Source organism: Pelomonas sp. Root405 (genome assembly GCF_001425165.1).
Lineage (GTDB): Bacteria > Pseudomonadota > Gammaproteobacteria > Burkholderiales > Burkholderiaceae_C > Pelomonas.
In genome coordinates this window covers 566207-592257 of sequence record NZ_LMDU01000012.1, presented here as the reverse complement: position 1 = coordinate 592257, position 26051 = coordinate 566207, and the positions used below count along the sequence as shown (strand labels likewise).

Sequence of the window (26051 nt, the reverse complement as noted above, 5' to 3'; positions counted from 1 at the left end):
AGCATCGTCGACCGCTACCAATGATCTATCGTTAGGGGCATGAAGCTCGCCGTCATCGGTGCCGGCCCGGCCGGCCTCGCCCTCGCCCTGCTGGCCGCCCAGCGCCTGGGCGCCTCCACGGAAATCCATCTTTTCGACACCCGGCCGCTCGACCGTGACGTCAGCGGCGACGCGCGCACGCTGGCGCTCAATCTCGGCAGCATCCGCCTGCTGCAGCGCCTGTCCGCCTGGCGGCCCGAGGTGGCCCAGGCCATCCAGGCCGTGCATGTCAGCCAGGCCCCGCCCGCGCCCATCGCTGGCGAGGTGAGGATCACGGCCGCCGAGCAAAGCCTGCCCCAGCTCGGCGCCGTGCTGCCCTACGGCGCCCTGGTCGCGCCGCTGCAGCAGCGCTGGCTGGACCTTGCCGCCACGGCGCCGCAGCGCCTGTTCACGCGCTTCGCCACGGCGGTGCATGGCATCCGCTCGCAGCCGGCCGGCGTGGAGCTGGACTGCGGCGATGGCCCGGTGGTCGACAGCTTCGACCTCGCCGTCGTCGCCGAGGGCGGCGTGTTCGCCGAACAGGACCGGAAGTCCATCACCAGCGACTATCACCAGAACGCCTGGGTCGGCACCGTGCGCTTGGCCGCCCCCGGCCTGCAAGGCCTGGCCGTCGAGCGCTTCACGCGCAATGGGCCGCTGGCCCTGCTGCCCCTGCCCGACGACGCGCAGGGCGCGCGTGCGGCGCTGGTCTGGTGCCTGCCGCAGCCCGAGGACGACATTGCCACGCTGAACGATGCCCAGCGCCTGATCGTCATCCAGCAGCAGCTGCCTGCGGTGGCCGGCCAGCTCACCGGCATCTCGGCGCTGAAATGCTTCCCCCTCGGCCTGAACGCCGAGACGCGGTTGCTGCAGGGCCGCACGCTGCGCATCGGCAATGCGGCCCAGACCCTGCACCCGGTGGCCGGACAGGGGCTCAACCTCGGCCTGCGCGACGCCCAGGCGCTGGTCGACGCGCTCCGCGATGCCGCCGAAACGGGCCTCGGCCTGGACGCGGTGCTCAACCGCGTCGACTGGCAGCGCGCGCCCGACCGCTGGCCCATGATCGCTGCGACCGACTTCCTGGCCCGCAGCTTTGCCTGGCGCCTGCCGGGCCTGCCGGCGCTGCGCGGCCTGGCGCTGGCCGGGCTGGAGCTGGCCACCCCCATCAAGAACGCCGTCGCTCGACGCATGATGTTCGGAGGCTGACGATGACACCCGCCCCCATCCCCGCCAACGACACGGAGCGTCTGCGCGCGCTGCGTGAGCTGCTCATCCTGGACACGCCGCCCGAGGAGCGCTTCGACCGCATCGTCAGCTTCGCGGCCGAAGAGTTCGACATGCCGATCGCGCTGATCAGCCTCATCGATGCGCAGCGTCAGTGGTTCAAGGCGCGGGTCGGCCTCGCCGCCTGCGAGACCTCGCGCGAGATCTCCTTCTGCGGTCATGCCATCTTGCAGAGCGAGCTGTTCGAGGTGTTGGACGCGGCGCTGGACCCGCGCTTTGCGGACAACCCGCTGGTGCTCGGCGACCCCTTCATCCGCTTCTACATCGGCGCGCCGCTGGCGCTGCCGGGCGGTGCGACGGTCGGCACGCTCTGCCTGATCGACACCAAGCCGCGCGAGTTCGACGCGCTGGACCGCGCCATCCTCGGCACCCTGCGCGACCTGGTCGTGGCGGAGCTGGTTGGCCAGACCGAAGACAAAGTAGGGGGCGAGTCATGAGCGCGCCGGCCAAGCCCGGCGGCCGGCTGCTGCTGGTCGAGCCGCAGTTCGTGCTCAGGCGCACGGTGTCGGCGATGGCGCGCGAGATGGGCCTGGCCGACGTGCAGGAGGCCACCAGCGCCGCCATTGCCGAGCGGCTGCTGTCGGAGCGCCGCTTCAATGCGCTGCTGATCGCCATCGACGAAGAGGGCGAGGCGCTGGCCCTGCTGCGCCGCCTGCGCGCCGGCGACACCTCCCACCCCGTCGACCTGCCCGTGGCGGCCACCGCCTCGGCCTGCGATGTCGAACTGGCCCTGCGCCTGAAGGAACTCGACGTCTGCCGGCTGCTGCTCAAGCCCTTCAAGGTGCGCGGCATGCTCGAAGTGATCTCTGCACTGGGCGCCCCGGTGCCGCTGCCTGGCCATTGAACAGGCCGCCCGCGCACGCCTTTTTCGGGCCTTCCGCGACCGTGATCCGGCCTAGCATCGGCCACGCATGTCACGCCTTGCCCTCCTCCCTGCCGCGCTGCTGGCCCTGTTGCTGGCCGGCTGCGGCACGCCCAGCCAGCCGCTGCCCATGGCCATCACCGCCGCAGACGCGCTGCAAATCCGCGGCTGGGTACCGGACGCGCTGAAGGCCCGGGTCGGCCTCGCGCCCGTCAAGGGTGGGCAGGAGACCGGTCGCTGGTGGGGGTCCAAGGTCAGCGCGCGGGCGCTGCAACAGGCCCTCGACGAATCGCTTCATACAGTCGGCATGAAGCCGCCCTCGCCCGAGCCGGCGCCGCGCTTTGAGCTGCAGGCCGAACTGCTGCAACTCGACCAGCCGTTGGTGCCGGCCATCGGCGTGACGGTGGGCGTGGCGGTGCGCTACACGCTGGTCGACACCGCCAGCGGTGGCCGCATCGTCTACCAGCGTCGCATCGCCAACACCGACGACGCCGGCTTCACCGAGGCCGTGCTGTCGCCCAACGAGCGGCTGCGCATCGCCAACGAACGCGCGCTGCGCGCCAACATCGACCTGCTGCTGCGCGACCTCGTCACGCTGCGGCCTTAGGCCAGGCTCAGAGCTTGCGGTGGCCCAGGGCCGGCAGCTGCTGGCGCACCTGGGTCAGCCGGGCCGGGTCGACCTCGGCGACGACTGCGCCCTCGCCTTCGGCCAGCACGCTGAGCACCTGGCCCCAGGGGTCGACGATCATGCTATGGCCCCAGGTGCGGCGGCCGTTGGCATGCTGGCCGCCCTGGGCGGGGGCGACGACATAACACTGGTTCTCAACGGCGCGGGCGCGCAGCAGCAGCTCCCAGTGCGCCTGCCCCGTCGTGTAGGTGAAGGCGGCCGGCACGGCCAGCAGATCGCAGCCGGCATAGGTACGGTAGAGCTCCGGGAAGCGCAGGTCGTAGCAGACCGACAGGCCGACCTTGACCCCACCGGCGTCGAAGCTGGTCGGCTGGTTGCCAGGCTCCAGCACGCGGCCCTCGTCATAGCTCTCGCGGCCGTTGTCGAAGGCGAACAGATGGATCTTGTCGTAGCGCGCCACGCGCTCGCCGCCGGGCGAGAACACCAGCGTCGAGTTGCGCACGCGCTCGCTGGTCGTCGACTTGATCGGCAGCGTGCCGCCGATGATCCACAACCCCAGGTCGTGCGCAGCGGCGGCCAGCATGGCCTGGATGGCGCCGTCGCCTTCCACCTCGGCCAGCGCGATCTTGTCGCTGTCCTGCATGCCCATCAGGCAGAAATACTCGGGCAGGGCCGCCAGCTCTGCGCCGCGGCGGGCGGCGTCTTCCAGCAAGCGGCGTGCGGTGGCAAGGTTGGCGGCCACGTCGGGGCCGGAGACCATCTGGAGCGCGGCGATCTTCATGGCACGAATGCTAGCGCTGCCGCCAGGCGCACCGCGGCGGATGTCACGGCCGACCCGCCTTGCCGATCCGGGCGGACGCCGGGCGGATGAGAATCGGAAGGCCATGCCGCTCCCTTCCTGCCTGCGCCGCCAGCTGCTGGCCCTGCCGCTTGCCGCCGCGCTGCCTCCGGTCCGCGCGACCGGCGCGCCGCTGACTTTGCGCCTGCCCGACCCGCAGGCCTACAGCGCCCACGGGGCCTTCTATGTCGAAGCGTTGAAGCTGGCCCTGGCCAAGACGGCCGATGGCGAGGGGCCGCCGACCCTGATCCATGCGCCGCCCGGCGTACCGCGGCCGCGGCTGCGCCACATGCTGCAGCACGGCCAGCTGGACGTGCTGTGGAGCACCACGACGCCCGAGCGCGAGGCGCAGGCGCTGCCGGTGCGCTTCAACCTGCTCAAGGGCACGAACGAGCTGCGCTTCCTGCTTGTGCGCGCCGCCGATCTGCCCACCCTGCGCTCGGTCAGGACGCTGGCAGCGCTGCGCCGGTTGCGGGCCGGCGCCGGCACCTTCTGGAGCGACACGCAGATCCTGCGGGCCAATGGCTTTGTCGTCGAGACGACGCCCAAGTTCGAGCTGCTGTTCCGCATGCTCAAGGCCGACCGCTTCGACTTCATTCCGCGCACCCGCGAGGAGATCGACGCCGAGCTGGCCTTTCATGTCGACGAGGGCTTTGCCGAGCTGCCAGGCCTGGCGCTGCAGTACAAGCAGCCGCTCTATTTTTTCGTCGCCAGCGACAAGCCCCAGCTGGCCGAGCGGCTGCAGCGCGGCCTGGCGCTGGCAGCGGCCGACGGTAGCTTCGACGCCCTGTTCATGACCGAGCCGGGCCTCAAGGACGCCCTCGCGCAGATGCGCAACTTCAAGGGCCTGCGCCTGCAGCTCAAGGCGCTCGACTAAGGCGCGCTCGCCGCCTTGGCCGCCGGGCCGTCGACCTTCTCCACCTTGGGATCGTTCCAACTGCCCGTGATGTGGAACTCGCGCGTGTTGGCCGCAGCCATCGGACGGCTCAGGATCCATTGCGCCAGGAAGGCACCCAGCGCAATGGCCGGGTTGATGGCCGCATAGGCCAGCGAGGCGCCGCCGGCGGACACCTCGGGCACGACGACGACGCGCAGCTTCTGCGTCTCGGCCGCCAGGTCGGTGCTGCCTTCGACCAGCACGGCCGCCTGCAGGCCGCGGATGCGGATGTTGTCGCTGCGCGCCACGCCCGCGGCGATCTTGACGTCACCGGTCACGCCGTCGAAGGTGAAGCCTTCGGCAAACACGTCGCGGAAGTCCAGCAGCAGCCGGCGCGGCAGCGACTGCAGGCTGAGCACGCCGAGCAGTCGGCCGACGCCGGGCTCGGCCTTGAGGAAGGTGCCGGTGTCGAGCTGGATGTTGAGGGCGCCGGCCATGCTGGCGTAGTGCGGTGCCAGCGGCGAGCCGTCCCAGCCAACCTGGCCGGCCATCACGCCCTTGCCGCCACGCAGCACGGGGTTGTCCTTGTCGCCCTGGCCCAGGCGCTCCAGCAGCTTGCCGCCGTCGGCGATGTCGAGCTTCCAGTCGAGCAGGGTGCGGCGGCGCGCGCCCGGCTCGCTGATCCATCGGCCGGTCGCGTTCAGCGTCGCATCGGGCGACTGGATCTGCAGCTTGTCCAGCTTCCAGTCGCGTGCGGCGGCCGGCGCCTGGGCCAGCACTTCCAGCCGGCCCAGCCGCTTGCCGCGCAGCTCGAAATCGTCGACGACGATGTCCAGCGACGGCAGCGGCCCGCTGCCCGCATCAGCCTTGGCGGGGTCGATCAGCTCGCTGACCGACTCGGCCTCCTGGCGCGGCAGCGACAGCCGCACCAGCCGTGCCTGCACGGCGTCGATCTGGCCAGCCTTGACGCCCTTGAGGTCGATGCGGCCGGAGATCTGCTCGGCGTCGATGTTGACGCGCCAGTTGGCGCCATCACGCGCCACCATGGCCGAGGCGCGCCCGAGCTGGCGGCCGGCGATCTTGAGTGCCTGGCTGCGCAGCGCGATCTGGCTGGGCAGCAGCCCGCCGTTGCCACCATCGGCGCCGTCGTCAACGGTGCCGCCGCCGGCCAGGCCGCCCAGGCGCTGCTGCCAGGCGTCGAGGTCGAGCGTCGCCACATTGACCTGCAGCAGGACGCCGGAAGCAGGCAGGGCCGGCAGCTTGTCCTGCACCGCCAGCACGCCGCGCAGCACCTGCGAACTGGCGCCCGACACATCGCGCTGCAGCTGGGCCTGCAACAGCGGCGCCGCGCTGCTGCCCACCTCCAGGCGCAGCTCGTCGCGGCCGGCGCCAGTGGGCGTCATCAGCAGGCGCAGCGGCAGCTGGCTCTCGGCCTCCTTGCGCGCGGGCGCCGGCAGATCGAGGGCCAGTCCTTGCAGCGTGCTGGTGACACTCAGCGAGGGGTCGCCCTCCTTCGGGATGGCGAGCTGGAAGCGATAGGCCGTCTGGCCGCTGGCGGCCTGGGCGAGGCGGGTGACCGCACCGAGCTCGGTGGCGCGGCGCAGGCCTTCGGCAGTGGCCTGACCCTGCACGGCGAAACGAAGGCCGCCGCCGGGCTGCGTGCCGCCTTCGATGCCGGCATCGCCGCCCAGCAGCCGTGCCGTCACGCCGGCCAATTGCAGGCGCTCCTGGTCGAAGTCGATGCGGCCGCGCACGCCACCCAGCGCGGGCAGTTCGGGGCGCAGCCTGAGGTCCACGCCGCCAAGCTGGAGCTGGCCCTTGAGCGTCGTCTGCCGGGTGTCGTCCAGCGGCAGCGTGATGCCGAGCTTGAGCCCGACCGTGCCCTGCGCCGAGGTGGTGCTCAGCGCATGGCCCAGCCATTCATCCAGCGGCGAGGCGCGCACATAGCGCAGCAGGTCGGTGCCGGCGCCGCGGCCGTTGCCGTCGATCTGCAGCACGCGACCCCGGTGCAGGTCCTTGATGCCGCCATTGACGCCGCTGAGTTCATAGCCCAGCACCTTGGCGCGGCCGTCCTTGATCTGCATGCCGGCGCGCTCGAAGACCAGCTCGGCGTCCACGCCCTCCATGACGGGCCAGTTGGTGCCGACGTCGCTGTGCGGCACATAGGCCAGCGTCACGCCCTGGGCTTGCGTCGCGACACGGAAGATGCCGCTGGACCTTGGCGCGTCGAAGGGAAAGTCGGCCAGCTCGCCCTTGATGCGCACGCTGACATTACGGGCCTCGCCGCCGAGGATGGCGCGCGAGACATAGCTGCGCGTGGCGGGCAGGCTCTGTGGGATGTAGCGCGCCACGCGCGTGGCTTCGACCCGCTGTGCCTTGCCGCTCAGGTCCAGGAAGCCCGGCGTGACTGCGCCCGCCGTGCGCCGCCACGTCACGTCAAATTCGCCGCTCAGGTCGGGCGTTTGCAGCTGCAGATCGCGCAGCTTGATCTCGACCTCGCCCGGGGTCTTGCCACCCTGCTGAGGCAGCTGCCAGACCATCTGCGTGGACAGCCGCGTGATGGGTAGCCGCGGGTCCTCGAACAGCCCCGGCAGCTCGACCTCACCATCCTGCACGGCCAGCTGGGCCGAGCCGCCGCGCTCGCTGGCGTCCAGCGTCAGGCTGGCCCCGCGCAGGCCCGGACGGCCGAGCTGGCCTTCGCGCTCGCTGTGCCGGGCCGCAATGGCCAGCCCGTCGAGCTGGGCCTTGACGCGGTAGCTGCGCGGCGCGTGCAGCGCGCCCTGCCACTGGGCGCCGAGTGCCGTCAGCACACCGCGCGGTTCCAGCTCGGCCAGCAGCACGTGGGCGCGCTCGCCGAGCGGCAGGCGCTGGGCGATCTGGGCCATCAGCGCGAAGTCCAGCCGCTGGGCGTTGACCTCGCCGCCCAGCACTTCGTCGGCCTTGCCAAGCTGCAGGGCCACGCCCCAGTCCGAGCGCGGCCAGACGATGCCGCCGCCGTCCTTGTCCTTGCTGACGAAGCCGAGCTGGTGCGCCTGCAGGCTCAAGGCGCCCTTGCCGCGCGCCAGATCCAGCCGCCCCTCAATGTGTTCCAAGTCCAGCGCGGGCGTCGAATCGAGCAGTTTGAGCCGCACCGAACGCAGGGCCAGGTCCAGCGTCGCGCCGACCGGCTCGCCGTCCCTGATCTGACCCCAGGCACGCACGGCGCCGTCGCCCTCGCTGAGCTGGAAAGGCAGGTCGACATGGCGCCTGAGCTGGCTGAGGTCGGCACGCGGCAGCTCGGCATAGAGCTGGCCGCTCCAGTGCTGGAACTGGCCCGGCCGCTTCAGCAGGCTTTGCGTGAACTGGCCGCGCAGCGTGAAGCGCTGGCCCCAGTCGGCAGGCGGCGTCGCGTCCAGACGCAGGTCATGGCGGCGCAGGCCGTTGCGCATGACGAAGTTGAGTTCGGACAGCTCCAGCGGCCGGGTGCCGGCGCGCTTCTCATCGACCCAGCGCACCCGGCCGTTGACGACGGCCAGCTCGGGCTGGCTGAACAGCCAGTCCATGCCCGCATCCGTGGTGCCGGCGTCGGCGCGCTCGGCCTCGTCCTCGTCCAGGCCGAGGCCGGCGATGAAGATGCGGCCCTGCGCGTCGCGCCGGATGATGATCTCGGGCCTGTCCACCAGCAGCTGCGAGAAGCGCGGCTCCAGCGCCAGCAGCGACTGGGCCGACAGCACCGCGGCCACGCGCGGCAGCCGCAGCGCGGGCCGGCCGGCTGCGTCCAGCACCTGCACGTCGCCCAGCTCCATGCGGGGCATCCAGCCGCCGGACTCGACGGTGATGCGGCCGATGCGCAGCTCTACCCCCAGGGCCTTTGAGGCTTCCTTTTCCAGCCAGGGGCGCCAGTCATTGGCGTGCGGGAGAATGGCCCAGTGCAATACAGACCAGGCCACCACCCCCAGCGCCCAGAGCAGCGCCAGGACCAGCAGCGCCCAGCGCAGGCTGTGCCAGCACAGGCGCAAGGGCCAGCGCGAGGCGCGGGTGCATTGATGGAGGGCGGCCGAGAAGAAGTCAGACACGTTGTCTTGGGGCACGTGAGAAATCGGCCGGCGGTCAATCTAGCACAGGGTCATGAGCCAACTGTTTCCCGTTTTTGCTGAGCACAGTCGCTATGTGCAGCGGGTTCGCCGCCGTTATGCGGTCGAGCTGCCGCTGCTGGCGCCGGGCCTGCCCGACCGCGCCGTCATCGCGGCGCTGATCGACACGCTGGGCGCGAGCCGGCCGCTGGCGAGCGCCCTGCGCGTGGCCCGCCATCTGGTGCTGGAGCGCCTCGCCGTGCTGGACATCGAACAGGGCGCGAGCGTGGAAGATGTCACGGCGGCGATGACGCATCTCGCGGAAGTGACGCTGGACCTGGCCCTGGCCGATGCGCGCCGGGAACTCGACGCCATCCATGGCGAGCCGCGCACGGCCGACGGCGCAGACATCGCCTTTTGGGTGCTGGGCATGGGCAAGCTCGGCGCACGCGAGCTGAATGTGTCGTCGGACATCGATCTGATCTATGTCTACGAGGACGACGGCGCCACGCACGGCCCGCGGCCGACCTCGGCGCATGAGTATTTCTCTTCGGTGGCCAAGCGGCTCTACGCGCTGATCGGCGACGTCACCGACGACGGTCAGGTCTTTCGCGTCGACCTGGCGCTGCGGCCCAACGGCAAGAGCGGCCCGCCGGTCGTGAGCCTGGGCATGCTGGAGGAGTATTTCCTTGTACAGGGCCGCGAGTGGGAGCGCTTTGCGTGGCTGAAGAGCCGCGTCGTCGCGCCACTGGGCGGCCCCGGCGGGCCGGGCGATGCGCGCACGCTGGCGCTGCGCCACCTCGTGACGCCCTTCGTCTACCGCCGCTATCTGGACTACGGTGTCTTCGAAGGCCTGCGCCAGTTGCACGGCAAGATCCGCAGCGAGGCCAAGGCGCGCGCCGCTGGCCGGCCCGAGCGGGCCAACGACGTCAAGCTGTCACGCGGCGGCATCCGCGAGATCGAGTTCATCGTGCAGCTGCTGCAGGTGGTGCGCGGCGGCCAGTTCCCCGAGATCCGCACCCGCTCCACCGTCAAGGCGCTGGCCCAGTTGGCTGCCGGCGGGCTGATGAAGGCGGAGACTGCCCACAAGCTCAGCGAGGCCTATGTCTTCCTGCGTCGCGTCGAGCATCGCATCCAGTTCCTGGACGACCAGCAGACGCATTGCCTGCCACAGGGCGACGCCGACCTGGCCTGGATTGCCGCGTCGCTGGGCCTTAAGTGCACACGTGATTCGTGTGAGTTGTTCTGCCAGCTCGGTGAAGTGCGCGAGCTGGTCGCGACCGAGTTCGACGCGCTGCTGCACGAAGGCGGCAAGCCACAAGGCGGGTGCAAAGGCGGCCAGTGCGGCGGCCCCAAGCCTGCCGTGGATGGCGAGGACTTCCTGGCCGGCCTGCCGCCGCCGCTGGCCACCGCCGTGCGCGCGCTGGCCGACACGCCGCGCGTGCAGGGCCTGCGCGAGGAGTCGCGCCAGCGCCTGGCCAAGCTGTTCCACCGCGCGGCCCAGGCCGTGGCGGCCGAGGAATGCTCGCTGGATGCGGCACAGCGCTTCGTCGACTGGGTCGGCCCGCTGCTGCGCCGCGAAAGTTATCTGGCCCTGCTCGTCGAGCGCCCCGCCGTGCAACAGCGCCTGCTGCGCCTGCTGGGCCTGGCGCGTTGGCCGATGCGCTACCTGATGCAGCACCCCGGCGTCATCGACGAGCTGGCCGACCCGCTGCTGCTGACCGCCCGCTTCGACCGCGAGGCCTTCATCACCGACCTGCTGGAGCGCGAGCAGGGTTGGGAGCGCAGCGGCGAGGCCGACGAGGAGGCGCTGCTAGACACGCTTCGCCGCGCCCACCACGCCGAGGTCTTCCGCACGCTGGTGCGCGACCTCGAGGGCCGCATCACCGTCGAGCAGGTGGCCGACGACCTGTCGCTGCTGGCCGACGCGGTGCTGCAGATTGCCATTCAATGGGCCTGGGCGCGCTTCGGCAGGGCCCACCGCGCCGACCCGCGCCTGGCCGTCATCGCCTACGGCAAGCTCGGCGGCAAGGAGCTGGGCTATGGCGGCGACCTGGACGTGGTGTTCGTCTTCGATGACGACGACGAGAACGCGTCGGAGATCTACGGCGCCTTCGTGCGCCGCCTCATCACCTGGCTGACGCTGCGCACCGCGGCCGGTGAGCTGTTCGACATCGACACGGCGCTGCGACCCAACGGCAACTCCGGCCTGCTGGTCACCTCGCTGGCGCACTTCGAGGCGTATCAGACGGGCCGTGGCAGCAACACCGCCTGGACCTGGGAACACCAAGCCATCACGCGGGCGCGCTTCTGCGCCGGCAACGCCGACATGGCGGAACGCTGCGAGGGCGTGCGCCGCCAAGTGCTGACCGCACCACGCGATGCCGCGGCCTTGAAGCGCGAGGTGCAGGCGATGCGCGAGAAGGTCCGCGCGGCGCGGCAGGTGCGCGACGGCCTCTTCGACGTCAAGCACAGCGAGGGCGGCATGATGGACGCCGAGTTCGCCGTGCAGACGCTAGTACTGGCCCATGGCGCGGCGCATCCGGAGTTGCTGGTCAACCTGGGCAATATCGCCCTGCTGCTGCGATGCGAGGCGGCTGGCTTGCTGCCGGTGGGTGTGGGGTCGGCCGCTGCCAATGCTTACCGCGAGTTGAGGCGGGTGCAGCACAAGGCGCGGTTGGACGAGCAGTCGACGGCGTTGGAGGCTGAGGCGGCGGCGCCGCTCGCTGCCCATCGGGACGCCGTGCGCAGCTTGTGGCTCGCTGTTTTTGGTTGATGGCCAGGCCCGGCCGGGGTTTGCCTTCAGCCAACCTTCGGTTCCCGTCCCGGCATGGGCCTCGCATGACCCGCACGTGGAGCTGGCTGACGCTCTGCGCAGCACTGGCCGCACTGTCCTTGCTCACTTGGCCGCTGCCAAGAGAACTGCTCGACTGGCAGCCCACCCCGATCGCGACACAACCCTGGCGCGCCGTCACCGCCGCCTTCATCCACTGGACGCCCCTCCACCTGGCCGCCAACCTCGCCGGCTGCGCCGTCCTGGCCCTGCTTGGCTGGCGCGCCCAACTCTGCCGGGTCGAGGCCATCGCCGGCCTCATCGCGCTGCCGCTGACCCAGGCTGGCCTGCTGCTGCGACCTGAGTTGCAGCGTTATGCCGGTCTGTCGGGCGAACTCCATGCGCTGGCGGTCATCGCGGCGCTGACATTGCTGGCCCGGCCAGGTCGCGAACGCCTCATCGGCGCCGGCATCGCGCTGGGCCTCGCCGCCAAGCTGACCTTGGAGCAGCCTCTCGGCCCGGTGCTGCGCGTCACCGCGGGCTTCGACTTCCCGGTGGCGCCCTTTGCCCATCTCAGCGGCGCCGTCGCGGGCGTGATAGCGTGGGCGCTGACAATGGCGCTCATTCAATCAAGATCGCCGAGGCCCCCGCATGGGACGTGAAGCCAGTTGCACCGCCCGTGTAGGCACGGAGACCGCCGAGGTCGCCGCCCTGCTCGAATCCACCACCGTCGTCTTGCGCGGCGACATCAAGCGCAAGTGGGCCATCGCCGCACTGCAGAACCTGCGCATCGACGGCGAGGACCTGAGGTTCGAGGTGGACGACGAAGCCGTCGCCCTCGTGCTGGGCGAGAAGGAAGCCGGCAAGTGGCTGAAGAAGCTGCAGACGCCGCCGCCCACACTGGCCGCCAAGCTCGGCGTCAGCGTCGACAACCCCGCCCTGCTGATCGGGCCCACCGTCGGCCCGCTGGACCCGGCGCTCGCCGAAGCCCTGGCCGGCGGCATCACCACCAATGTGCGCGAGGCGCGCATGCTGGTAGCCGTGCTGAGCAACCCGTCCGAGCTGCCGCGCATGGCCGAGTTCCATGCCGACATGATCTGCAAGACCGTCTGGGTCGTGCATGCCAAGGGCCCGGAGGCCAGCCCGTCGGACACCGAAGTGCGCCTGGCCATGCGCAACTGGGGTTATGTGGACAACAAGACTGCCTCGGTGTCGGACAAGCTGACGGCGACGCGCTTTGTGCAGACGCAGGAGCCGGCCAAGAAGCGGGTGCGCAAACGCTAGATGACGTTGGCCTCGATGAGAGGCCGAGCGTCGAGCAGGCGCTGCGGTGTCAGCGCCTCGATCAGCGGCGCGTCCAGGCCCGCGATCAGGCGAGCCATCGACCAACCCACCGCCGGCGACTGCTGCATGCCGTGGCCTGAGAAGCCGCAGGCCGTGAAGGCATTCGCCCACCCCGGCAGCCGGCCAGCCAGACCGTTGTGGTCGAAGGCGTTCATCTCGTAATAGCCGGCCCAGGCCGAACGCACGCGCAATGCCTCCAGCGACGGCACGCGCGCGGCCAGCGTGGGCCAGAGCTGCTCTTCGAACATGCCGTGGTCGATGTCGTGCAGCGGCGCGTCGTCGGCGTCGTCACCGCGGGGCGGGCCGCCGGCCAGGATCAGCGAGCCTTCGGTGCGGAACCAGAAGCCGCTCGGATCAATGACCAGCGGGCAGCCGGGCAGCGCGGCCGGCGTCTCCAGCACGAAGACATCGCGCTTCTTAGCACTGACCGGCAGGCTGAACCCGAGTGCGGCACCGAGCGGCGCGCTCCAGGAACCCGCCGCGATGACGAAGGCGTCGCCATCGACGCGTGAGCCATCCGCGCAGCGCACGCCGGTCACGCGGTCGCCCCGGGTTTCAAAGCCGACCGCGTCCGCCGCGACGAAGCGCACGCCGCAGGCCTTGGCTTTCAGGCGGAAGGCGCGGTGCAGGGCCGGGCCGTCGAACCAGCCTTCGCCGCTGAGCCCCAGCGATCCCAGCGCGAGGTCGTCGACGGCAAGCCAGGAAAAGCGTGCCGCCAGCTCGGCGGGCGAAAGCAGCGCGACGTAGACGTCATGCGCGCGCTGCACGGCATGCACCGCCCGCAGCGGCGCCGCACCCGCCTCTGTCGCCAGATAGAGGTAGCCCGGCTCCACGAGGCCGATGCCGGGGCGGTCGTCGGGCAGTGCCAGCTCGTCGCCCACTCGCCGCAGGAAGTCGATGCTCCACCTCGACAGCGCCATGTTGACCGGCTGCGAGAACTGTTGGCGGATGGAGCTCAGCGACAGCGAGCTGGACGCACGGGCATAGGACGGGTCGCGCTCGATGACGGTCACGGCCGCGCCATGGTCGCGGGCCAGGAAGCAGGCGGTCGCGGCACCCATCACGCCACCGCCAATCAGGGTCACTTCAGACATGCTGGCAGCATAGGGGCCATGAGTCCTCAGACCCGCCAGTCCCATCTCGATCCCCGTGCCGTTGCCATCCTGCTGCTTTGCTGCTTTCTGTGGGGCATCAACCAGGTCGCCGCCAAGGCAGCGCTGACGGAGATCGGGCCGCTGTGGCAGGCGGGGCTGCGCTCGGTCGTCGCGGGACTGCTGGTGTGGGCGTGGTCGCTGTGGCGCGGCATCAAGCTGTTCGAGCGCGACGGCAGCCTGGGCGGCGGCCTGCTGGCCGGCCTGCTGTTCGCGGCCGAGTTCGCCTGCATCTTCGTCGGCCTGCAGTACACCAGCGCCTCGCGCATGGTGGTCTTCATCTACCTGTCACCCTTCGTCGTGGCACTGGGCATGCCGTGGATTGCGCACGGCGAGAAGCTGTCGGGCAAGCAGTGGGCCGGCCTGGTGCTGGCCTTCGGCGCGGTGGCGTTCGCGTTTGCAGAGGGTTTCTCGTCGCCCAGCACGCCGACACAGTGGTGGGGCGACGCGCTCGGCGTGCTGGCGGCCGTGCTGTGGGGCGGCACGACGCTGGCCATCCGCGCCACCCGGCTGAGTTCGGCGCCGGCCGAGAAGACGCTGCTCTACCAGCTCGGCGTATCGGCGCTGGCGCTGTGCGCGGCGGCAGTGCTGGCGGGCGAGGCGCTGCCGATGCAATGGTCACCGCGACTCATCGGCCTGTTCGGCTTTCAGGCCGTCGTCGTGACGTTTGCCAGCTACTTGGCCTGGTTCTGGCTCATCCGTCATTACGCGGCCACCAAACTGGCCGTGTTCACGCTGAGCACGCCGCTGTTCGGTCTGCTGGCCGGTGCAGTGCTGCTGGGCGAAGGGATCAGCATGCGGCTCGTCATGGCGCTGGTGGCCCTGGCTGCCGGCATCGTGCTGGTCAGCCAGCGCTGATGTCGCCGTCGCGCCAGGGGCACCACACCGGCCTGCATAGACTGCGCGCTTCCCACCCCAGGAGACACCCATGATCACGCTCTGCGGCATCCCGCTCTCGAACTACTACAACAAGGTCAAGCTGGCACTGCTGGAGAAGGGCATCCCCTTCACCGAGGAGTACGTCAAGACGCATTCCCACGCCGAGGATGTGCTGAGCGCGTCGCCGCTGGGCAAGGTGCCCTTCATCAAGACGCCGCAGGGCGCGCTGTGCGAGAGCCAGGTCATCGTCGACTACCTTGAAGCCGCCTACCCCGACACGCCCAGGCTGATCCCCGCCGACCCCTACCAGGCCGCCAAAGTTCGCGAACTGATCGTCTACGTGGACCTGCACCTGGAGCTGGTGGCGCGCGAGCTGTACGCCGAGGCTTTCTTCGGCGGCAAGGTCAGCGACGGCACCAAGCAGCGCGTGGCCCGCGTGCTGCCCGAGAACATCAAGGCCTTCAAGCGCCTGGCCAAGTTCGGCCCCTATCTTGCGGGCGACAGCTTCACGATGGCCGATTGCGCCGGCTGGGTCAGCCTGCCGCTGGTGGGCATGGCGACCAAGATCGTCTACGGCGAAGACCTGCTGGCTGCCGACGGCGTGGACTGGAAGCCCTATGCCAAGCTGATCGGCGAGCGCCCGCATGCGCAGACCGTGGCGGCCGACCGCAAGGCCGACCAGGAGCGCTCCTTCGCCGCCAAGAGCTGAGCCCTTGCCCGCGCCTGACGTCGAGATCGAACTGAAGTTCCTCGTGCCGGCGGCGTCCCGCGCGGCATTGGCGGCCGAGTTGGCCGGGCGCGGCACACCGCAGCGCGCCTGGCTGACGGCCAGCTACTTTGACACGCCCGACCTGCGCCTGGCACGCGCCGGCCTGGCCTGGCGCATGCGCCGCGAGGGCGGCCGTTGGGTGCAGGGCCTGAAGGCCGCGACAGGCAGCAGTTCGCTGGAGCGCTTCGAGCACGAAGTCATCCGCCCTGACGCAAGCCCTGACCCCAACGCGCATGCCAACACGGCGCCGGGCGGTGAACTGCTGGCGCTGCTCGACAAGGCCGGGAATCAGGGGCAGAAGCCCGGCGTGCGCTTCCAGACCCAGGTGCGCCGGCTGACGCGCCGCGTGCGCACGCGCGGTGCCGTGGTCGACATCGCCCTGGACGAGGGCCGCCTGCTGGCCGACAGCGCGGTGCAGCGCCTGCGCGAGGTGGAGTTCGAGCTGGTGTCGGGCGCGCCCGCCGCGATGCTGGCGCTGGTGGCGCGGTGGCGCCAGCGCTTCGGCCTCATCCACGACCCGCGCAACAAGGCCGAGCGCGGCCACTGGCTGTCGAGCGGCAAACCCCAGGCGCCGCTGCGCAAGGCCAAGACACCGCGCTATGCCGCCGACGCCACGCCCACCGAGGCCTGCGGTGCCGTGCTGGACGAATGCCTGGCGCAGATCGGCCGCAATGCCATCGGCCTGGCTGAAGGTTCAGAAGGCGACCCCGCACTGCGCCCCGACCATGTGCATCAATTGCGCGTCGGCATTCGCCGGCTGCGCAGCGCGCTGCGCGCCTTCCGCGGCTGGGTGGCCGAGCCGCCGGCTGAACTCGTCGACGGCCTGCGCACGCTGTTCGCGGCGCTGGGCGCCACGCGCGACCGCGACGTGCTGGGCAGTGGTGCCGCCGCAGAACTGGCGCGCGCGGGCGCGCCGTCGCTGGCCACGCCAGCGGCCACCGACGCACCCGACCCCACGGCCCTCATCCGCGCCGATGATGCGCAGCGCCTGCTGCTGGCCTGGATCACCTGGCGCACCGGCCTTGAGCCCGCCACCGAAGCGCCGGCCGACCCGTTGAAGCGCCTGGCCCGCCAGCGCCTGCGCCGCTGGCACAAAGCCCTGGTCGCCGGCTGCCAAGCCTTTGATGACCTCGACGCCGACGCGCTGCACGAGCTGCGCAAACGCGTGAAGCGCCAGCGCTATGTCTTCGAGTTCTTCGCGCCGCTGCTGCCCCGCAAGGCTGCCGGCCAGCACCTGCTGGTGCTGGCCTCGGCCCAGCAGGCGCTGGGCGAGATCAACGACCTGTTCGTCGCCCGCGACAGCTACCAGGCCCGCGTCGCCACCGAGCCGGAAGCCTGGTTCGCCGTCGGCTGGCTGACCGCGCGGTTGGCTGAAGCGCGTGAGCAGGCGCGCGAAGCGCTGGAGCTGCTGGTAGCCGTCGAAAAGTTGCCGCGTTAAGCGCGGCGCCGGACGCTTCAACCTTTACGACACGGACGCAGGAACGGCTGCGCCAAGCGGCCGCTTGGCTACCCGGTCGCGGAACAACTGCGCGCACTCGCCATCCGACACGGCTTCGATGCGGGCGGAGGCTTCCGCCAGCCAATCCAGGAAGCACGATTCGCTGTTGACCTCGCGACCACGAGCTCGCAGTTCGGCATCACGGCAGGCCACAGGGCAGGCCAACTAGAAAGCGAATATCTTGGCGCGCATCAAGCGGCGCAAGTCGTTTTCGGCGGAGGCTGCCGCAGGCGCAGAGGGAGGCCGGTGATCACAAACCGTCGCGCTGAAGTTCTTCGAGCGCCTGCGCGGCGAACTTGGGCGAGCGCGCATGTTCTGCAGTTCCGCCGTGCTGCGGCGCCCGTCGACAGTGATGAGCAGCATGCGCATCGCGCACCGCGAGGATGGCAGCTCCCCAGAAAGGGAAAAGGGCGCCGCGCGGTGACCCGCGGCGCCCTTTGTACGTCAGGCTGCTGGTTCAGCGAGCCTTGCGGCGCGTCGCGGCAGCGCCGAGCAGAGCCAGGCTCACCAGCGCCAGGGAGGCAGGCTCGGGAATCCGCGAGCCAGAGTCGTAGTCCAGTGCGACGTTGACCACATCGTCGTGGGAAAACGTGCTCACGTCGGCCCCGAACAAGACGCCTACCGTCAGCAGGCCGTCGGCCAGGAAAGAATCGGCCAACCCCAGTGACAGCGAGAAAACGCAATCGTTGAAATTGCCGCTGTTGTCAGTGGCACCGCCAATGGCCGTCGAGCCATTGTTGGAAGCGCCACCGCAGCTGTAGAAGCCCTGAGAAACGCCGTCAAACGTGACTTCGAAGTGCTCAGCTTCTAAGGGAAATGCGCCGCTCAGGTCCAGACCGGTGATCCGGCCGCCGCTTGGGCTGATCGTGATCATGCCGCCAGCACCATTGGACGGGGCCAAGCCGTTGAAGACGAAGCTCATGTCTTGGCCACCCGTCGTCAAAACGTCGTTCTGCGTGATCGAGACGGGGGCTGCGCTTGCGATCAGGCTGGTGAGGCACAGACATGCTGCCGCGGCGATCTGACTCAATTTCATGATGATGGCTCCTTCGAGGCGACGGACATGCGTCTCTAGGCACGACGCAAGCTTCAGGCCATGAAAGTAAGTTGTTGATTCAAAATGTGTAATTCATCGGAGAGGTGGCGTGAAGTAGATCGACGTAAAGAATGTCGACACCGACGAACCCGACAGCCCATGCCCACGAATCTGCAGCTCGTCGCCTTCAGTTAGGTCGCCGCCCCGCGCCGGAGATATGGTGTGCTACATCAGCAACACACCCCGGAGCACCCATGACTCCCACCTGGACAGACCAGGCGCCGATTTACCAGCAGCTTGCCGACCGCCTGGCCGTGCAGCTGCTTGACGGCAGCCCCCCGGAAGGCGAGGCCCTGCCCTCGGTGCGCGTACTCGCCAGCCAGTACGTCATCAACCCGCTGACCGTGACGCGGGCGCTGCAGGCGCTCAGCGACCACGGTCTGATCGAGTCGCGGCGCGGCCTGGGCATGTATGTGATGGCCGGCGCCCGGGAGCGGCTGCTGCGGCACGAGCGCGAGCAGTTCCTGCAGAAGGACTGGCCGACTCTGCGCGCCAAGCTCAAGCGGCTGGGGCTGACCGCCAAGGATCTGAACTGGGAGTCGACATGAACCTGATCGAAGTCAAGAACGTCTCGCTGCGCTACGGCAAGAAGACCGCGCTGAACGACGTCTCCATCACCGTGCCCAAGGGCCGTGTCGTCGGCCTGCTTGGCCACAACGGCGCGGGCAAGACCTCGCTGATGAAGGCGCTGGTCGGCCTGCTGCCGGTGCAGGGCCAGATGAGCGTGCTGGGCCTGGAGCCGACCCGGAACCGCCAGCAATTGCTGACCGAGCTGAGCTACATCCCCGACGTGGCGGTGCTGCCGCGCTGGGCCAAGGTGCATGAGCTGATCACGCTGATGAGCCAGCTGCAGCCAAAGTTCTCGGCCGAGCGGGCGCGGGCGCTGCTCAAGCGCACCAGCGTCAGCGAGGGCGACAAGGTCAAGAGCCTGTCCAAGGGCATGGTGGCGCAGACGCACCTGGCGCTGATCGCCGCCATCGACGCCAAGTTGATGATCCTGGACGAGCCGACGCTGGGCCTGGACGTGGTGTCGCGCAAGAGCTTCTACGAGATGCTCATCGACGAGTGGTGCGACGGCGAGCGCAGCGTGCTGATCTCGACGCACCAGGTGGAGGAAGTCGAGGCGCTGCTGTCGGACGTGATCATGCTGGACGAGGGTCGCGTGGCGCTGTCGATCAGCCTGGAGGACATCGACCGCCGCTTCGTGGCACTGAACCACGACCCGGCCGCGGCCGATGCGATGGCCGCAGCCCACCCGCTGCTGCGCTACCGCGAGCAGGGCCGCACGACGTCGCTGTTCGACGGCCCGCCGCCCGAACACATCACGAGCCTGGGCCAGCGCGTGCGCCCCAGCCTTGTCGACCTCTTCATGGCGCTGACCCGCAACCCGGCGCTGAACAACAAGCAAGCCTGATCAAGGAGCCGCCATGACAAACCATATCCCCACCCTGCTGCAGCGCGAATGGATGCAGCACAAGCGCGGCTGGCTGATTGCCGCGCTGGCGCCCCCGCTGCTCTTCCTGGCGGCGTTGCCGTTCGGCGAGATCAACGGCCTGCCGATGGACAGCCCCGAGTTGATGGCCGTCGGCATGGTCATGATGAGCGCTTGCGCCGTCTATGGCATCTCGCTGCTGGTGGCGCTGTTCCAGCTGCCGGGCCTGGCGCGGCGCGACACGCAGGACCGTTCCATCGAGTTCTGGCTGTCTTTGCCGGGCAGGCCGAGCGAGAGCGTGATGTCCACGGTGATCGCCCATGCCTGGCTGGCGCCGCTGGGTGGCGCCGTCGTCGGCATGCTGTTCGGCATCCCGATTGCGATGAGCGTGCTGACGAGCCGGGCCGACTTCTCCACCGCGCTGGCGGTTAACTGGGGCGAGGTCATCATGGCGGCCACGCCGCTGCTGGTGCGCGGCCTCGTCGGCACCTTGCCGTTGATGCTGTGGCTGGCGCCCGTGATCTTCGTGCTGATGGCCGCCTCGGCCTGGTTGAAGCGGCTGGGCGTGCCGGTCGTGTTGGTCGGCGTCGGCGTGGCCGTGGCCGTGCTGTACCAGGTCTACGACATCGAATGGCCGCTGCGCGCGCTGCAGGGCTTGAACGAGCAGATCAACCACACGCTGGTGTACGACGGCAGGAGCCTGGTCCAAGCGTTGGAGTCGGGCACCAACCTGGTCACCTGGGTGCTGCAAGACCTGGGCAAGACGCTGGCCCAGCTGGCGACGGCGCAGTTCCTCGGCTGGGCAGCTGTTGCCGCAGCAGCCTTCGCCCTGGTGGTGCTGAAGCGCTCGCGCGGCGGTTGAGCCGCGGGGCTCAGGCCGGCTTGCTGGCCAGGCTTTCCGCAGATGGCGGCACGATGCGTGCCGCCATTTCTTTGCGGAAGCGGTTGAGTTCTTGCACGGTGGCAAAGCTGCGGTCCATCAGCAGGCTCATGTTGTGCAGGATGCGCTCAACGACCTTGTTCTCCCAGACCGAGTCGAACTGGATCTGCTTGTCCAGCCAGTGCTCCAGCCACTCGGGGTCGGGCAGTCGGCTCTGGATGGTGTCGCGCGGGAAGAGCTTGGTGTTGACGTGCAGGTTGGTCGGGTGCAGCGCCTGGGCGGTGCGACGCGCGCTGGCCATCAGCACGCCGACCTTGGCAAAGGCGGCGCGCGCCTCGTCGCCGAACTTGGTCATGGCGCGCTTCATGTAGCGCAGGTAGGCGCCGCCATGGCGGGCCTCGTCGCGCGACAAGGTTTCGTAGATCGCCTTGATGACCGGCTCGGTGTGCCACTCGGCCGCGCGGCGGTACCAGTGGTTGAGGCGAATCTCGCCGCAAAAATGCAGCATCAGCGTTTCGAGTGCCGGGGCGGGGTCGAAATCGAAGCGCACCTCGTGCAGCTCTTCCTCGGTAGGGACGAGGTCGGGACGGAAGCGCCTGAGGTACTCCATCAGCACGAGGCTGTGCTTTTGCTCCTCGAAGAACCACACCGACATGAAGGCCGAAAAGTCGCTGTCTTCGCGGTTGTCGCGCAAGAACATCTCGGTGGCCGGCAGCGCCGCCCACTCGGTGATGGCGTTCATCTTGATCGTCTGGGCCTGTTCGTCGCTCAGCTGGGTGGCGTCGAACTTATCCCAGGGAATGTCGCGATCCATGTTCCAGCGCACGGCTTCCAGTTGCTTGAACAGTTCGGGGTAAAGCATGGCGGGTCCTCGTTAGAGACCTGATTCTAAAAGTTCGCGCCAGCGCGCAATCTCTGGCGTGATCGCAGCCAGGCCATCAACACAGCGCACGCCGTCCGGCACACCCGGCAAACGGAGTGCCCGGTTGCTGCCGCCAGCCCAGATCTCGACATTGGCCGGCAGTTGCTCGCGCAGCTGGCCCAGTCCGTCAAAGACGGCGCGCGCGGGCAGCTGCCCGCTGAAGCTGAGCGCCACGACATCAGCGCGGTGCACCGCCGCCGCTGCGGGCAGCTGGGCAATCGGCGTCTGCACGCCCAGCGACAGACAGACGGCACCCTCCAGGCTGAGCAGCGCCTCGGCCATCAGCAGGCCCAGCGCATGGCCTTCACCGGGCAGCGTGGTGAGCAGTACACGCGGGCCGGCACCCTGCAGATTGACCGGCAAGGCGTGAATGGACTGGCGCAGCACAAGTTGCAGCGACTCGCTGTAAATGTGCTCTTCAAACACCTGCAGCTCGCCGCTCATCCACAGCTCGCCGATGCGCGTGGTCAATGGCGCAAACACCTGGCTGATGCTGCCCGCAAGCCCCCGGCGCAGCACGGCCTGTGACAGCGTGCGGCGCAAGCCGTCGACGTCATGGCTTTGCAGCAGCGCGGTGCAGGCCGCCACCTCGGGCGCCTCGGCCCCGCTGGCCGCCTCGCTCGCGGCAACAGGGGGCTGCAGCAGCGCCGACAGCTCCGTCAGCGGCGCCGCCACGATGCGGCCGGGCCGGTGCCCGGCGTCCAGCAGCCGCTTGACGAGCCGCAGCTTGAGCACCTGCTCCTGCGGGTAGAGCCGCTCGCCCGCGGCGTCGCGCGATGGCGCGGGGAAACCGTAGCGGCGCTCCCAGACGCGCAGCGTTTCCTTGCTGATGCCCGTGTCCCGCTCCACCGCGGTGATGCCGACGCCCGTCGCTGGCGCAGTGGCATCCGCAGCGCCGCCACCCGCGTAAACCAGGGGCTCAGCCACGGCGCAGCCCGCAGGTCATTGGCGTTGAAAACGACCGGTCACGCATAAATTGTCCTGGACAAAAATAGTACAAACTTCAATTCTTGACCTAATATAGCGCTGCAGACGCAATTTGCCCAGGACAAACCATCAACAACCGCTTCGATATGTCGCCAGCCCTTCACGGCGCCTTGCAACTGTTTGCAAAGCGGCCGAGCGCCAAGCGAAGCAGTGCCGGACTTGAACGATGACGACAACAATCGTCGCCCGAACTGGGTACACCGACTTGGAACTTCATGTTCCGGCTCAACTATCGAGCTACACCGCCAGTGAAAACCCGGGTCCTGCTCGACTGGGGTCGACACCGTTCAATCAGGAATTTAGGTCGCACAACCTCTCTGAGACCAGAGCAGCAATCTCGGAGCCGTTCTCCTCCTCCTCCCTCCCTCCCTCGTTGGCTCCGGGGCGTTCTGCGGCCACTTTTACAGCCAGGGCCCGTGTCGATGACACGGGCCCTTCCTTTTGCGGCGCGGGTTCGGCCCATGCCGAGCCTGTGCTGGGACTGCTGCGCGGCCGCGGGCATCCGCGTGGTCCGGGTAGCCGCACCGAGAAGCGCATTGCCGTGATTGGAAGCGGCGTCGCGGGGCTGTCAGCCGCCTGGGCGCTGAGCGACCGCGCCCATGTCACCTTGTTCGAGGCCGGAGCCCGCGCGGGCGGCCACACGCACACGGTGGACGTCACGCTCGACGGCATCACGCACGGCGTTGACACCGGCTTCCTTGTCTTCAACGAGCGCACCTATCCGCTGCTGATTCAGCTGTTCGACCAGCTCGGCGTTGCCGTCGCCAAGAGCGACATGAGCTTCTCGGCCCAGGTGCCCGGCGACGGCGTCGAGTGGAGCGGCAGCAGCTTGGCCAGCGTCTTCGCGCAGCGCCGCAACCTGCTGCGGCCGGCCTTTTGGGGCATGTTGGCCGACCTGCTGCGCTTCAACCGCCTGTGCACGGCCCTCGCCGCGCGGGGCGAGGAGGCGGCGCTGTCGGAACCCATCGCCTCCTTCCTCGACCGCCACCGCTTCGGCCGCGGCTTCAGGGACTGGTATTTGCTGCCCATGGTCGCCTGCATCTGGTCCTGCCCGACGGCGCAGATGCTGCAGTTCCCCATCCGAACGCTGATCCGCTTTTGCCACAACCACGGCCTGTTGCAGGTGAACGACCGGCCGCAGTGGTGGACGGTGACGGGCGGCGCGCGCCACTACGTCGAGGCCATGCTGCCGGCCATTCACGAAGTGCGCCTGAGCACGCCGGTGCAGGCCGTGTGCCGGCTGCCCGATGGCGGTGTGGCGGTCGGCACGCACCAAGGTGTTGAGCGCTTCGATGCCGTCATCCTCGCCGGTCACAGCGACCAGAGCCTGGCCTTGCTGGCCAATGCCAGCGCCGCCGAGCGCGAGCTGCTGGGCGCCATCCGCTACCAGCTCAACGTGGCCGTGCTGCACACCGACGCGGCGCTGCTGCCGCAGCGCCGCAGCGCCTGGGCGGCCTGGAACTACGAGAGCGGGCGGGATCGCGGCGGCGCCGGCGCCTCGGTCTGCCTGCACTATCTGCTGAACCAGCTGCAGCCCCTGCCCTGGCAGCATCCCGTCGTCGTGTCGCTGAACCCGCTGCGCCAGCCCGACCCGGCGCGGGTCATCGGCCGCTACGACTACGCCCACCCGGTGTTTGACGATGCCGCCGTGCGCGCCCAGGCCCGCCTGCACGAGATTCAGGGCAACGGCGGCGTCTGGTTTGCCGGCGCGTGGACGCGCTATGGCTTTCACGAGGACGGCCTGCTGTCGGGCCTGACCGCCGCCCAGCAGCTCATTTCACGGGTGCTGGCGTGAGCACCTCAGCACCCCAGCTCGGCATGGGACAGGTCTACCACCGGCGGCTGCGCCCGCGCGAGCATGCCTTCGCCTATCCGAGCTACTTCCTGTGGCTGCCCATGCGCTCGCTGCGCCGCGAGACCTGTGCGGCGCTGAACCGCAACCGCTTCGGCTGGCTGAGCTTTCACGATGCCGACCACGGTGAGGGCGGCAGCGACGCACTGGCGTGGCTGGACGCACTGCTCGTTTCGGAAGGCATTGACGATGCCGACGGCGAGGCCTGGTTGCAGACCTATCCGCGTGTGCTCGGACACGCCTTCAAGCCGGTCAGCTTCTGGTTCTGCGAGCGTACGGACAGCTCGCTGGCTGCCGTCGTCGTCGAGGTCAACAACACCTTCGGCGAGCGCCACTGCTATCTGCTGCACGGGCCCGATCTGGCCTGGGGCTGCGAGCAAACGGCCGCCAAGGTCTTCCACGTGTCGCCCTTCTGCCGCGTCGAGGGCCGCTACCGGTTTCGCTTCCTGCATGGCAACCGCCACGTCATCAGCTGTGTCGACCACGACGACGACACCGGCCCGCTGCTGCTGACCAGCCTCAGCGGACGGCTGCAGCCATTGACCTCGCGCAGCGCCCGCGCCGCCTTCTTCGCCATGCCTGCGCTGACGCTGATGATCGTCGCCCGCATCCATTGGCAGGCCTTGAAGCTGGCCATCAAGCGCCTGCCGTTCTTCTCCAAACCCCAGCCGCCAGAGCGGTTTGTGACGCGCTGACCGCCATGACGACAACGACCTCCGCACCCCTTCTCGCCAGCACGCTGCCCCGCCATGCCCGCCGCGTGCTCGCACTGCTCGGCCACTTACAGCATGGCAGCCTCGATCTGCAGACGCCCGAGGGCGAACTGCTGCACTTCGGCGGCGGCCGCGAGCCGCGTGCCGCCATCCGCATCGTCGACTGGCAGACCTGCGCGGCGGCCATGACCTCGGGCGATGTCGGCTTTGCCGAAAGCTTTGTCGACGGCCACTGGACCAGCCCCCACCTGCGCGCCTTGCTGGAGCTGCTGATCCGCAACCGCACCGCCCTGGAGTCGCTGGTGTACGGCGGTTTCTGGGGCGGCCTGCTGCACCGGCTGCGCCACCTGATGCGGCGCAACACCCGCACCGGCAGCCGCAAGAACATCCACGCCCACTACGACCTCGGCAACGAGTTCTACAAGCTGTGGCTGGACCCGACGATGAACTACTCCAGCGCCTGGTTCGCTGGCGCGCCGGAGGGCACGCTGGACGCCGCCCAGCAGGCCAAGATGCGCCGCGCTCTGGCCGAGGCCGGCGTGGGCCCGGGCAGCCGCGTGCTAGAGATCGGCTGCGGCTGGGGTGCCGTTGCCGAAGTCGCGGCGCGCGATTTCGATGCGCGACTGACCGGTGTCACGCTGTCCACCGAGCAGCTCGCCTGGGCGCAGGAGCGGCTGGGCAAAGCGGGCCTGAGCGCCGACCTGCGTCTGCAGGACTACCGCGACATCGCCGACAAGCCCTTCGATGCCATCGTCTCCATCGAGATGTTCGAGGCGGTGGGGCGTGAATACTGGGACGGCTATTTCCGCACCGTTGCCGCCAAGCTCAAGCCCGGCGGCCGCGCCTGCATCCAGAGCATCACGATCCGCGATGACCTGTTCGACCGCTATGTGCGCTCGACCGACTTCATCCAGCAATACATCTTCCCCGGCGGCCTGCTGCCCAGCCCCAGCCAGTTCCGAGCACATGCCGCGGCGGCCGGCCTGCGCGTCGTCAACGAGCTGGCCTTTGGCGCCGACTACGCCGAGACGCTGCGCCGCTGGCGAGAAGCCTTCCTGCACCACGAGGGCCCCGTGCGAAAGCTGGGCTTCGACGGCCGCTTCATGCGGCTGTGGGAGTTCTATCTGGCCTATTGCGAGGCCGCGTTCGCAGCGGGCAACACCGACGTCATGCAGTTCACGTTGGTGCGCGACTGA

General features: G+C 69.3%; 23 protein-coding genes. 17 read left to right on the top strand and 6 right to left on the bottom strand.

All coding sequences use genetic code 11. From position 1 onward, the window contains the following. Positions 1–39: 39 nt before the first annotated feature. The 4 genes from ASC81_RS15605 (at position 40) to ASC81_RS15590 (ending at position 2771) form a co-directional block, all read left to right on the top strand. Positions 40–1224 (top strand): FAD-dependent monooxygenase, encoded by a 1185-nt coding sequence (locus ASC81_RS15605; protein WP_056268866.1) that lies wholly within the window; start codon positions 40–42, stop codon positions 1222–1224. 2 nt (positions 1225–1226) lie between these two features. Further along, positions 1227–1739 (top strand): GAF domain-containing protein, encoded by a 513-nt coding sequence (locus ASC81_RS15600; protein WP_056268864.1) that lies wholly within the window; start codon positions 1227–1229, stop codon positions 1737–1739. Then, positions 1736–2146: a response regulator gene (locus ASC81_RS15595; RefSeq protein ID WP_056268862.1), complete on the top strand. Its 411-nt coding sequence runs from the start codon at positions 1736–1738 to the stop codon at positions 2144–2146. Before ASC81_RS15600 ends, ASC81_RS15595 begins: the two co-directional genes overlap by 4 nt. 67 nt (positions 2147–2213) lie before the next feature. Next, positions 2214–2771 (top strand): hypothetical protein, encoded by a 558-nt coding sequence (locus ASC81_RS15590; protein ID WP_056268860.1) that lies wholly within the window; start codon positions 2214–2216, stop codon positions 2769–2771. Between the two features lie 7 nt (positions 2772–2778). Here the strand turns inward: ASC81_RS15590 and ASC81_RS15585 are convergent, their stop codons facing one another. Continuing rightward, positions 2779–3573 (bottom strand): carbon-nitrogen hydrolase family protein, encoded by a 795-nt coding sequence (locus ASC81_RS15585; RefSeq protein ID WP_056268859.1) that lies wholly within the window; start codon positions 3571–3573, stop codon positions 2779–2781. Between the two features lie 103 nt (positions 3574–3676). On the opposite strand from ASC81_RS15585, the gene ASC81_RS15580 reads away from it, so the two are divergent. Then, complete coding sequence (locus tag ASC81_RS15580; RefSeq protein ID WP_056268857.1) at positions 3677–4507, top strand: ABC transporter substrate-binding protein; 831 nt, start codon at positions 3677–3679, stop codon at positions 4505–4507. On the opposite strand, the gene ASC81_RS15575 is transcribed toward ASC81_RS15580, so the two are convergent. Next, positions 4504–8577, bottom strand: a complete 4074-nt coding sequence (locus tag ASC81_RS15575) for a YhdP family protein (RefSeq protein WP_162245905.1) — start codon at positions 8575–8577, stop codon at positions 4504–4506. The two genes, ASC81_RS15580 and ASC81_RS15575, sit on opposite strands and share 4 nt — an antisense overlap. 37 nt (positions 8578–8614) lie before the next feature. Here ASC81_RS15575 and glnE point away from each other — a divergent pair, with 37 nt between their 5' ends. The 3 genes from glnE to ASC81_RS15560 all read left to right on the top strand — a co-directional run bounded on the left by glnE (position 8615) and on the right by ASC81_RS15560 (position 12616). Next, positions 8615–11335 carry a bifunctional [glutamate--ammonia ligase]-adenylyl-L-tyrosine phosphorylase/[glutamate--ammonia-ligase] adenylyltransferase gene (gene glnE / locus ASC81_RS15570; protein WP_056268855.1) on the top strand — a complete coding sequence of 907 codons (2721 nt, stop codon included), beginning with the start codon at positions 8615–8617 and terminating at the stop codon, positions 11333–11335. A 65-nt stretch (positions 11336–11400) separates the two neighbouring features. Then, complete coding sequence (rrtA, locus tag ASC81_RS15565) at positions 11401–11994, top strand: rhombosortase (protein ID WP_056268853.1); 594 nt, start codon at positions 11401–11403, stop codon at positions 11992–11994. Then, positions 11984–12616 carry a hypothetical protein gene (locus ASC81_RS15560; RefSeq protein WP_056268850.1) on the top strand — a complete coding sequence of 211 codons (633 nt, stop codon included), beginning with the start codon at positions 11984–11986 and terminating at the stop codon, positions 12614–12616. The genes rrtA and ASC81_RS15560 overlap by 11 nt, the downstream gene beginning before the upstream one ends. Here ASC81_RS15560 and ASC81_RS15555 read toward each other — a convergent pair. Then, on the bottom strand, positions 12613–13770 hold the full coding sequence (locus tag ASC81_RS15555; protein WP_056268848.1) for an FAD-binding oxidoreductase: 1158 nt from the start codon (positions 13768–13770) through the stop codon (positions 12613–12615). The two genes, ASC81_RS15560 and ASC81_RS15555, sit on opposite strands and share 4 nt — an antisense overlap. A gap of 18 nt (positions 13771–13788) precedes the next feature. Here ASC81_RS15555 and ASC81_RS15550 point away from each other — a divergent pair, with 18 nt between their 5' ends. The 3 genes from ASC81_RS15550 to ASC81_RS15540 all read left to right on the top strand — a co-directional run bounded on the left by ASC81_RS15550 (position 13789) and on the right by ASC81_RS15540 (position 16913). Continuing rightward, on the top strand, positions 13789–14685 hold the full coding sequence (locus ASC81_RS15550; protein ID WP_056268846.1) for a DMT family transporter: 897 nt from the start codon (positions 13789–13791) through the stop codon (positions 14683–14685). A 70-nt stretch (positions 14686–14755) separates the two neighbouring features. After that, entirely contained in the window at positions 14756–15415 is a 660-nt protein-coding gene (locus tag ASC81_RS15545) for a glutathione S-transferase (RefSeq protein ID WP_056268844.1), read from the top strand. 4 nt (positions 15416–15419) lie between these two features. Continuing rightward, positions 15420–16913: a CHAD domain-containing protein gene (locus tag ASC81_RS15540; RefSeq protein WP_056268843.1), complete on the top strand. Its 1494-nt coding sequence runs from the start codon at positions 15420–15422 to the stop codon at positions 16911–16913. 517 nt (positions 16914–17430) lie between these two features. Here the strand turns inward: ASC81_RS15540 and ASC81_RS15525 are convergent. After that, a complete protein-coding gene (locus ASC81_RS15525; protein WP_082536540.1) occupies positions 17431–18009 on the bottom strand; it encodes a PEP-CTERM sorting domain-containing protein in 579 nt (192 codons plus the stop codon). Between the two features lie 254 nt (positions 18010–18263). Here ASC81_RS15525 and ASC81_RS15520 point away from each other — a divergent pair, with 254 nt between their 5' ends. Genes ASC81_RS15520 through ASC81_RS15510 form a run of 3 tightly spaced genes read left to right on the top strand, consistent with a single transcriptional unit; the run spans position 18264 to position 20363 of the window. Beyond that, positions 18264–18617, top strand: coding sequence for a GntR family transcriptional regulator (locus ASC81_RS15520; protein WP_056268834.1), 354 nt, complete (start codon positions 18264–18266; stop codon positions 18615–18617). Then, positions 18614–19483 (top strand): ABC transporter ATP-binding protein, encoded by an 870-nt coding sequence (locus ASC81_RS15515; protein ID WP_056268833.1) that lies wholly within the window; start codon positions 18614–18616, stop codon positions 19481–19483. Before ASC81_RS15520 ends, ASC81_RS15515 begins: the two co-directional genes overlap by 4 nt. Before the next feature lie 13 nt (positions 19484–19496). Then, positions 19497–20363, top strand: a complete 867-nt coding sequence (locus ASC81_RS15510) for a hypothetical protein (protein ID WP_056268831.1) — start codon at positions 19497–19499, stop codon at positions 20361–20363. A gap of 10 nt (positions 20364–20373) precedes the next feature. Here the strand turns inward: ASC81_RS15510 and ASC81_RS15505 are convergent, their stop codons facing one another. Both ASC81_RS15505 and ASC81_RS15500 read right to left on the bottom strand, forming a co-directional pair. Beyond that, positions 20374–21243 carry a hypothetical protein gene (locus ASC81_RS15505; protein WP_056268829.1) on the bottom strand — a complete coding sequence of 290 codons (870 nt, stop codon included), beginning with the start codon at positions 21241–21243 and terminating at the stop codon, positions 20374–20376. 12 nt (positions 21244–21255) lie between these two features. After that, a complete protein-coding gene (locus ASC81_RS15500; RefSeq protein WP_235533669.1) occupies positions 21256–22230 on the bottom strand; it encodes a MerR family transcriptional regulator in 975 nt (324 codons plus the stop codon). Positions 22231–22831: 601 nt separating this feature from the next. Here ASC81_RS15500 and ASC81_RS15495 point away from each other — a divergent pair. From ASC81_RS15495 to ASC81_RS15485, 3 genes are read left to right on the top strand one after another with little or no spacing between them, the layout of a single operon-like run. Next, complete coding sequence (locus ASC81_RS15495; RefSeq protein ID WP_235533668.1) at positions 22832–24085, top strand: NAD(P)/FAD-dependent oxidoreductase; 1254 nt, start codon at positions 22832–22834, stop codon at positions 24083–24085. 23 nt (positions 24086–24108) lie between these two features. Then, complete coding sequence (locus tag ASC81_RS15490) at positions 24109–24837, top strand: DUF1365 domain-containing protein (protein WP_056269084.1); 729 nt, start codon at positions 24109–24111, stop codon at positions 24835–24837. A 5-nt stretch (positions 24838–24842) separates the two neighbouring features. Next, on the top strand, positions 24843–26051 hold the full coding sequence (locus tag ASC81_RS15485; protein WP_056268826.1) for a cyclopropane-fatty-acyl-phospholipid synthase family protein: 1209 nt from the start codon (positions 24843–24845) through the stop codon (positions 26049–26051).

What these genes read in the sequence shown, in the direction of transcription:
- ASC81_RS15605 (WP_056268866.1), top strand. Translation starts at nt 40, where the DNA reads ATGAAGCTCGCCGTCATCGGTGCCGGCCCGGCCGGCCTCGCCCTCGCC.
- ASC81_RS15600 (WP_056268864.1), top strand. Translation starts at nt 1,227, where the DNA reads ATGACACCCGCCCCCATCCCCGCCAACGACACGGAGCGTCTGCGCGCG.
- ASC81_RS15595 (WP_056268862.1), top strand. Translation starts at nt 1,736, where the DNA reads ATGAGCGCGCCGGCCAAGCCCGGCGGCCGGCTGCTGCTGGTCGAGCCG.
- ASC81_RS15590 (WP_056268860.1), top strand. Translation starts at nt 2,214, where the DNA reads ATGTCACGCCTTGCCCTCCTCCCTGCCGCGCTGCTGGCCCTGTTGCTG.
- ASC81_RS15585 (WP_056268859.1), bottom strand. Translation starts at nt 3,573, where the DNA reads ATGAAGATCGCCGCGCTCCAGATGGTCTCCGGCCCCGACGTGGCCGCC.
- ASC81_RS15580 (WP_056268857.1), top strand. Translation starts at nt 3,677, where the DNA reads ATGCCGCTCCCTTCCTGCCTGCGCCGCCAGCTGCTGGCCCTGCCGCTT.
- glnE (WP_056268855.1), top strand. Translation starts at nt 8,615, where the DNA reads ATGAGCCAACTGTTTCCCGTTTTTGCTGAGCACAGTCGCTATGTGCAG.
- rrtA (WP_056268853.1), top strand. Translation starts at nt 11,401, where the DNA reads ATGACCCGCACGTGGAGCTGGCTGACGCTCTGCGCAGCACTGGCCGCA.
- ASC81_RS15560 (WP_056268850.1), top strand. Translation starts at nt 11,984, where the DNA reads ATGGGACGTGAAGCCAGTTGCACCGCCCGTGTAGGCACGGAGACCGCC.
- ASC81_RS15555 (WP_056268848.1), bottom strand. Translation starts at nt 13,770, where the DNA reads ATGTCTGAAGTGACCCTGATTGGCGGTGGCGTGATGGGTGCCGCGACC.
- ASC81_RS15550 (WP_056268846.1), top strand. Translation starts at nt 13,789, where the DNA reads ATGAGTCCTCAGACCCGCCAGTCCCATCTCGATCCCCGTGCCGTTGCC.
- ASC81_RS15545 (WP_056268844.1), top strand. Translation starts at nt 14,756, where the DNA reads ATGATCACGCTCTGCGGCATCCCGCTCTCGAACTACTACAACAAGGTC.
- ASC81_RS15525 (WP_082536540.1), bottom strand. Translation starts at nt 18,009, where the DNA reads ATGAAATTGAGTCAGATCGCCGCGGCAGCATGTCTGTGCCTCACCAGC.
- ASC81_RS15520 (WP_056268834.1), top strand. Translation starts at nt 18,264, where the DNA reads ATGACTCCCACCTGGACAGACCAGGCGCCGATTTACCAGCAGCTTGCC.
- ASC81_RS15515 (WP_056268833.1), top strand. Translation starts at nt 18,614, where the DNA reads ATGAACCTGATCGAAGTCAAGAACGTCTCGCTGCGCTACGGCAAGAAG.
- ASC81_RS15510 (WP_056268831.1), top strand. Translation starts at nt 19,497, where the DNA reads ATGACAAACCATATCCCCACCCTGCTGCAGCGCGAATGGATGCAGCAC.
- ASC81_RS15505 (WP_056268829.1), bottom strand. Translation starts at nt 21,243, where the DNA reads ATGCTTTACCCCGAACTGTTCAAGCAACTGGAAGCCGTGCGCTGGAAC.
- ASC81_RS15490 (WP_056269084.1), top strand. Translation starts at nt 24,109, where the DNA reads ATGGGACAGGTCTACCACCGGCGGCTGCGCCCGCGCGAGCATGCCTTC.
- ASC81_RS15485 (WP_056268826.1), top strand. Translation starts at nt 24,843, where the DNA reads ATGACGACAACGACCTCCGCACCCCTTCTCGCCAGCACGCTGCCCCGC.